Annotated in this window: 4 protein-coding genes; 3 read left to right on the forward strand and 1 reads right to left on the reverse strand. The window is 59.0% G+C overall.

The features are described from left to right. Positions 1 to 176: 176 nt before the first annotated feature. Entirely contained in the window at positions 177 to 2,066 is a 1,890-nt protein-coding gene (gene mrdA / locus AUC61_RS23800; RefSeq protein ID WP_243248617.1) for a penicillin-binding protein 2, read from the reverse strand. A gap of 600 nt (positions 2,067 to 2,666) precedes the next feature. On the opposite strand from mrdA, the gene AUC61_RS23805 reads away from it, so the two are divergent. From AUC61_RS23805 to AUC61_RS23815, 3 genes are read left to right on the forward strand one after another with little or no spacing between them, the layout of a single operon-like run. Further along, complete coding sequence (locus AUC61_RS23805) at positions 2,667 to 3,416, forward strand: gluconate 2-dehydrogenase subunit 3 family protein (RefSeq protein WP_243248618.1); 750 nt, start codon at positions 2,667 to 2,669, stop codon at positions 3,414 to 3,416. Positions 3,417 to 3,421: 5 nt separating this feature from the next. Next, positions 3,422 to 5,185 carry a GMC family oxidoreductase gene (locus tag AUC61_RS23810; protein WP_243248619.1) on the forward strand — a complete coding sequence of 588 codons (1,764 nt, stop codon included), beginning with the start codon at positions 3,422 to 3,424 and terminating at the stop codon, positions 5,183 to 5,185. Continuing rightward, the gene (locus AUC61_RS23815; RefSeq protein ID WP_243248620.1) at positions 5,182 to 6,408 is read left to right on the forward strand and encodes a c-type cytochrome; all 1,227 of its coding nucleotides are present in this window, start codon (positions 5,182 to 5,184) and stop codon (positions 6,406 to 6,408) included. Before AUC61_RS23810 ends, AUC61_RS23815 begins: the two co-directional genes overlap by 4 nt. The last annotated feature ends 62 nt before the right edge of the window (positions 6,409 to 6,470 follow it).

A 6,470-nucleotide genomic window follows, 5' to 3' on the forward strand; every position in this document is an offset into this window, starting at 1 on the left:
CCGAGCTTGCTCGCGATAAGACAGCACGCGATATACCTGATAACTGCGGCGTCCTTATCGCGAGCAAGCTCAGCTCCCACATAGACCGCGCTATTCCGTAGAACCAGATTTAGCAGACATAGAATCTCCCACACAAGACAGCAGTCAGCAGAAGAGACAGTGCCTAAGCTGAAAACCTATACATGTGGTTCACCCGGTTTAGCCGGTGCGGCATATTGCGGTTTGAGCTTGCCGTCCTTGTCCAGCAGCCAGGCATCAAGGATTTCCCTGACGACAGGACCTGCGACCCGACCGCCCGCCTCGCCATTCTCGATCATGACCGCGACCACAATCTTTGGATGATCAGCCGGTGCAAAGCCGACAAACAAGGCATTGTCGCGGTGGCGTTCGAGGGTCTTGGCGCGGTCATAACGCTCGCCCTGCTTGATCGCCACGACCTGTGCCGTACCACTTTTACCCGCGATGCGGTATTGCGCGCCTTGAGCCGCGGCACGGGCAATGCCGCGCGGGTCATGCATCACCATCTGCATACCGATGTTGACCTGGTTCCACTCGTTGGGATCGTGCAGCACGATGTTCGGCATCGGGTGCTCGTCCACTGGCGCACGGTCGCCCACTTCCATGGCCAGGTGCGGGCGTACCCACACACCTTTGTTGGCGATCAGGGAAGTGGCCTGAGCGAGTTGCAATGGCGTGACCTGCATGTAGCCCTGGCCGATGCCGAGAATCACGGTCTCACCCGGGAACCAGGTTTGACGCCGCGTGGCCCGCTTCCACTGGCGCGACGGCATCAACCCTGCCGACTCTTCAAACATGTCCAGCGAGACCTTCTGCCCCAGGCCAAACATGGTCATGTAGTCGTACATACGATCAATACCCAGCTTGTGCGCGACGGTGTAGAAGTAGGTGTCGTTGGAACGCATGATTGCGGCGTCCATGTCCACCCAGCCATCACCGCTGTGGTTCCAGTTACGGTACTTGTGATCGAAGTCCGGCAGCTGGAAATAGCCGGGGTCGAAGACTTTGGTCGAGGCGTTCACGACACCGGTATCAAGCCCGGCGATGGCCACTTCCGGCTTGATCGTTGAACCCGGCGCATACAGGCCGCGCAGCACGCGATTGAACAGTGGCCGATCGATTGAGTCGCGCAGCGCGGCGTACTCCTTGAAACTGATCCCGGTCACGAACAGATTCGGATCGAAGCTTGGCTTGCTGACCATCGCCAGCACCTCGCCCGTCGCCGGGTCCAGCGCCACGACCGAACCACGGCGATCACCCAGCGCCTCCTCTGCGGCCTCCTGCAGATGAATATCGAGGCTCAAGGTGATGTTCTTTCCGGGTGTCGGATCGGTATGTTTAAGCACGCGCAATACCCGTCCCTGCGCGTTGGTTTCCACTTCCTCGTAGCCGACCTTGCCGTGCAGCTCGGACTCGTAAAAACGCTCGATACCGGTCTTGCCGATGGACTGAGTGCCGCGGTATTCAACGGAATCCAGCTGCTTTGCTTCTTTCTCGTTGATTCGCCCAACGTAGCCAATGGAATGGGCAAAGTGCGCCCCCAGCGGGTAGTGCCGGACGAACTGCGGTTCAACGTCGATACCCGGCAGCAGGTACTGATTGACGGCCAGCACGGCGATCTGCTCTTCAGTCAGCTCGTACAGCAAGGTCACAGGCTCGAACGGGTGACGCACTTGCTTGAGGTCTTTGTCGAAGAGGATGCGCTCCTCCTCGGGGAGTTTGAGCAAGACCATCACTTCATCGATGACCTTGTGCCAGTCCCCTGCCCGCTCGCGGGTCAGCGTCATGTTGTAGCTGGGCCGGTTATCCGCCAGCACCACACCATTACGGTCATAAATCAGGCCGCGCTCGGGCGCGATTGGCAGCACATGGACACGGTTGTTTTCGGAAATCGTCGAGTGATAGGTGTACTCGGTGACCTGCAGGAAATACATCCGCGCGACCAGGCACGCACTCAATATAGCCACGAGCAACGCGCACGCGATCAGCCGCCGGTTGACCAGCCGCGCGTCTTTCTCGTGATCCTTCAAAGGAATGGGATCGGGCATTTCTACAGCTTCTCTTTAAATAAATGACAAAAATTCACAATGTGCATTGCCTGATCGACTTCTCACCTTTCTGTAAGAGCGCACGAGCACCGCGAGGCGCGATGGCGTCCTGTCTGATACACCGCTATCGCGGCCTCGCGGTGCTCGTGCGCTCCTACTGGTTGCCTCGCGAAGCACCGCATAGTCAGGCACTGGCTGCATGACGAAAATATGTGAGTAGATATTTCCACACGCGACAGGGTGCGCACGATACCAAGAAGCGCCTGTTTAGGGAGGATTGTCTTGCCTGGTAGGCATGAATGGTCGGAGAACACCCATGGATTATTACTTTCAGCGTAACAGTCCATTGTAAAATGAGTGCGGCGAAACGTTTAGCAACATATCTATGATGGTGGAACGTGCGAAAAGATGATTGCGGAGTCTGGCTGTTGCCTGCCCAGCATGCGCTTCGGGCCTACCGAATTGCCAGAGACCTAATGTCACACCCTCACGTGAGTTTTCAGTGTCCCTCAGTCGGACAAACACCGTGTACTGACCGCGATACGCCAACTGCCGATGGGACCCGCTCCTGTCGTATGCGTTCGCAGGAGCCTCAAAAAAATGACTGACCTACCTCCCAAAGGCCTGACCCGCCGCCAACTGCTAGTGTCTTCTGCTACCACCCTGGCAGCCGGTGCCGCCGCCAGCGCCAAGGCCGCCACCCTGACCGGCGTGCCGCAATGGGTGCCTTTTGACCATAACGGCCCGATGCATTACGAAACACCCGGCTGGCAATTCTTTACTGCCGAGGAAGCCCAGGAAGTCGAAGCCATTGTTGAGCGTCTGATCCCGGCTGATGACCTCAGCGTCAGTGGCAAAGACGCTGGCTGCGCCGTATTTATCGACCGCCAGCTGGCAGGCGAGTACGGCACTTTTGATCGCCTGTACATGCAGGGCCCGTTCGAAAAAGGCACGCCGATGCAGGGTGATCAATCGCCATTGGTACCCCGTGAGCGTTATCGCCTGGGCATCGCTGCCCTGACCCGCTACTGCCAGCAGCAACACCAGAAAATCTTCAGCGCCCTGAGCAATGAAGAGCGCGACAAGGTCCTGACCGATCTGGAAAAAGGCGCCATCGAGCTGGAAGGCATCGACGCGAAGCTGTTCTTCCAGCAAGTGCTGGGCAACACCATGGAAGGCTTTTTTGCTGACCCGGTATATGGCGGCAACCGCGACATGGTGTCGTGGAAAATGATCGGCTTTCCCGGCGCCCGTTATGACTACCGAGACTACATCGGCAGGCATAACCAGAAGCTCGACCTCACTCCGATATCGATCATCGGCAGCTCCGCCTGGCAAAAGAAGGGTTAATCGACATGGCTAGAAAACTACCTTCCACCGATGTGGTGGTTGTCGGACTCGGCTGGGCCGGATCTATCATCGCCAACGAACTGGCCGATGAAGGCTTGAGTGTTATTGGCTTCGAACGCGGTCCGTGGCGCGACACGGCAGCCGACTTCAACATCGCATCTGCCACCGACGAATTGCGCTATGCGCGCCGTCAGGATCTGATGCTGCGCACCAAGCAGAACACGTGCACCATCCGCAATAACGTCACCGAAAAGGCCTTGCCCATGCGCAGTTGGGGCTCTTTTCACCCCGGCAACGGGACCGGCGGCGCGGGCAACCACTGGGCTGGCATTGCCTTTCGCTTTCAGCCTGAAGAGTTCCGCCTGCACAGCCACCTGACCGAGCGTTACGGCAAAGAGCTGCCCACCGAGTTGACCCTGCAGGACTGGGGCACTGACTGGGAGGAAATGGAACCGTTCTACACCAAGTTCGACCGTCTGGCCGGGGTTTCCGGCAAGGCTGGCAACATCAAGGGCGTGATTCAGGAAGGCGGCAACACCTTCGAAGGTGCGCGTTCGGAAGAATACCCGAACCCGCCTACCGAGCAGACCTACGCACCGGTTTTGTTCGCCGAAGCGGCGAAGAATCTGGGCTACAAGCCCTTCCCCGTGCCATCGGCACTGGTTTCCCGGGCTTACACCAACTCGCTGGGCGTGACCATGGGTGCCTGCACCTTCTGTGGGTTCTGCACCAACTACGGCTGTGCCAACTATTCCAAGGCCAGTGCGATCACCACGGTACTGCCGGTGCTGATCCGCAAGCCGAACTTCACCGCCAAGACCAATTGTGAAGTGCTGCGCGTGACCATGGACAGCACGGGCAAGCGCGCCACCGGGATCATCTTTGTCGATGCCAATGGCGATGAGTTCGAGCAACCTGCCGACCTGGTGGTGATCAGCGCGTTCATCTTTGAAAACGTACGCCTGATGCTGCTATCCGGGGTGGGCAAGCCTTACGACCCGGTGACCAACACCGGTACGACCGGCCGCAACTATGCCTACCAGACCGCCAACAACGTGCGTCTGTTCTTCGATGACAAGAACTTCAACCCGTTCATCGGCGGCGGCGCGATTGGCATGGGCATCGACGAATTCAACAACGACAACTTCGACCACTCCGGTCTGGGTTTCGTCGGCGGCGGCAGCACCCGAGTCACGCCCATCGGCGCAGCGCCCATCGAATCGCGTCCTGTGCCACCGGGCACCCCGACCTGGGGTTCGAAATGGAAGCAGGCGACCGTCAAGAACTACGCCAACAGCATGTCCATCGGCTGTGAAGCGAGCAGCTACTCGATTCGCGGCAACTACCTGTCGCTGGACCCGACCTACAAGGATCCGCTGGGGCGACCCTTGCTGCGGATCACCTTCGACTTCCCGGAAAACGACCGCAAGATGGCCGCGTATGTGACCGGCAAGGTCCACGAGATCGCCAAGAGCATGAACCCGGTGCAAATGGTCGACAGCGCCCAGACCGGGCACTGGAACAGTTCGCCGTATCAGTCTTCGCACATTGTCGGTGGCTTCATCATGGGCGCGGACCCGAAAACCAGTTCGGTGAACAAATACCTGCAGGTCTGGGATGTACCAAACCTGTTTGTGGTGGGGTCATCGGCCTTCCCGCAGAACCCTGGCTACAACCCCACCGGCACCGTCGCGGCACTGGCCTTCAAGGCTGCTGATGCGATTCGCACCCGATATTTGAAGCGCCCAGGGGAGATGATCCCGGTATGAAGACCCTTCTCTCTGTCTGTGTCGGCGTACTGGGTCTGACCCTTAACGTCGCACACGCTGGCACCGGTGCCGACTCGTACAACCTGGTGGAACAAGGCCGGTATCTGACCACTCTGGGCGACTGCACCGCCTGCCATACCCTGCCCGGCAAACCGGCTTTCTCCGGTGGCGTAGTACTGGATACGCCGTTCGGCAAACTGTTGGGGGCGAACATCACGCCCGATCCGGTCACCGGTATTGGCCGCTGGACGTTGGACGATTTCCAGAACGCCATGTCCAAAGGCCACGGTCTGGACGGCAAGCGCCTGTACGGGGCAATGCCGTACACCGCGTACACCAAGGTGACGCGTCAGGATAATCAGGCGATCTGGGCCTACCTGCAAACGCTGGACGCGGTGGACAACAAGGTTGAAACCAACCAGTTGCCCTTCCCGTTCAACGTGCGCACCAGCTTGCTGGCGTGGAACCTGATGAACTTCAAGGAAGGCGAATTCAAAGCCAACCCGCAGAAGTCCGAACAGTGGAACCGCGGTGCTTATCTGGTGGAAGGTCTGGGGCATTGCGGTACCTGCCACACGCCCAAAGGCTTGACCGGGGGTGACAAGAACGATCAATTCCTGACCGGGGCCAACCTGCAGAACTGGGTTGCGCCGAACATCACCGCCGACGGCCACAGTGGCATTGGCAAGTGGACCGAGGAAGACATCGTCAAGTACCTGAAGACCGGTGCCAATCGTTTCGACATTGCCTCCGGTCCTATGGCCGAGGAAATCGAGCATTCATCGCAGCACTGGAAGGATGCCGACCTGATGGCCGTGGCGGTGTACCTCAAGGATGGCGCGAAACCGGCTGCGCCACCCAAGGCGCTGGACGCGAAAGATCCGGCCATGGTCGTAGGCAAAACCATCTATGCCGACCGCTGTTCAGCGTGCCACGTGGGCAATGGTGAAGGCACAGAAAACCTGTTCCCGAAACTGGCGATGGCCCCACTGATCAACAGCGCGGATCCGTCGTCGATGATACGCGTGGTGCTGGCAGGCAGTCGCGCCGGAGCCACCGATGCTGCGCCAACTGCACCGGCGATGCCTGCACTGGGTTGGGCGCTGTCCGATGAAAATGTCGCCAACGTGCTGACTTACGTGCGCAACAGTTGGGGTAACGCCGCCCCTGCGGTGTCCAGCGCTGACGTGAAAGCCGTCCGCGAGGCGCTGCAACCGAAATAAACGATTCACCTCCCCTTTGCCCGGCCTCTTCATGTCGCCGGGCATTTTTTTGTCTGGGTGAA

This window comes from Pseudomonas maioricensis (assembly GCF_022790535.1).
Taxonomy (GTDB): Bacteria; Pseudomonadota; Gammaproteobacteria; order Pseudomonadales; family Pseudomonadaceae; genus Aquipseudomonas; species Aquipseudomonas maioricensis.

Bases quoted from the DNA above. Each gene is read 5' to 3' on its own strand.
- AUC61_RS23805 (WP_243248618.1), top strand. From the start codon at position 2,667: ATGACTGACCTACCTCCCAAAGGCCTGACCCGCCGCCAACTGCTAGTG.
- AUC61_RS23810 (WP_243248619.1), top strand. From the start codon at position 3,422: ATGGCTAGAAAACTACCTTCCACCGATGTGGTGGTTGTCGGACTCGGC.
- mrdA (WP_243248617.1), bottom strand. From the start codon at position 2,066: ATGCCCGATCCCATTCCTTTGAAGGATCACGAGAAAGACGCGCGGCTG.
- AUC61_RS23815 (WP_243248620.1), top strand. From the start codon at position 5,182: ATGAAGACCCTTCTCTCTGTCTGTGTCGGCGTACTGGGTCTGACCCTT.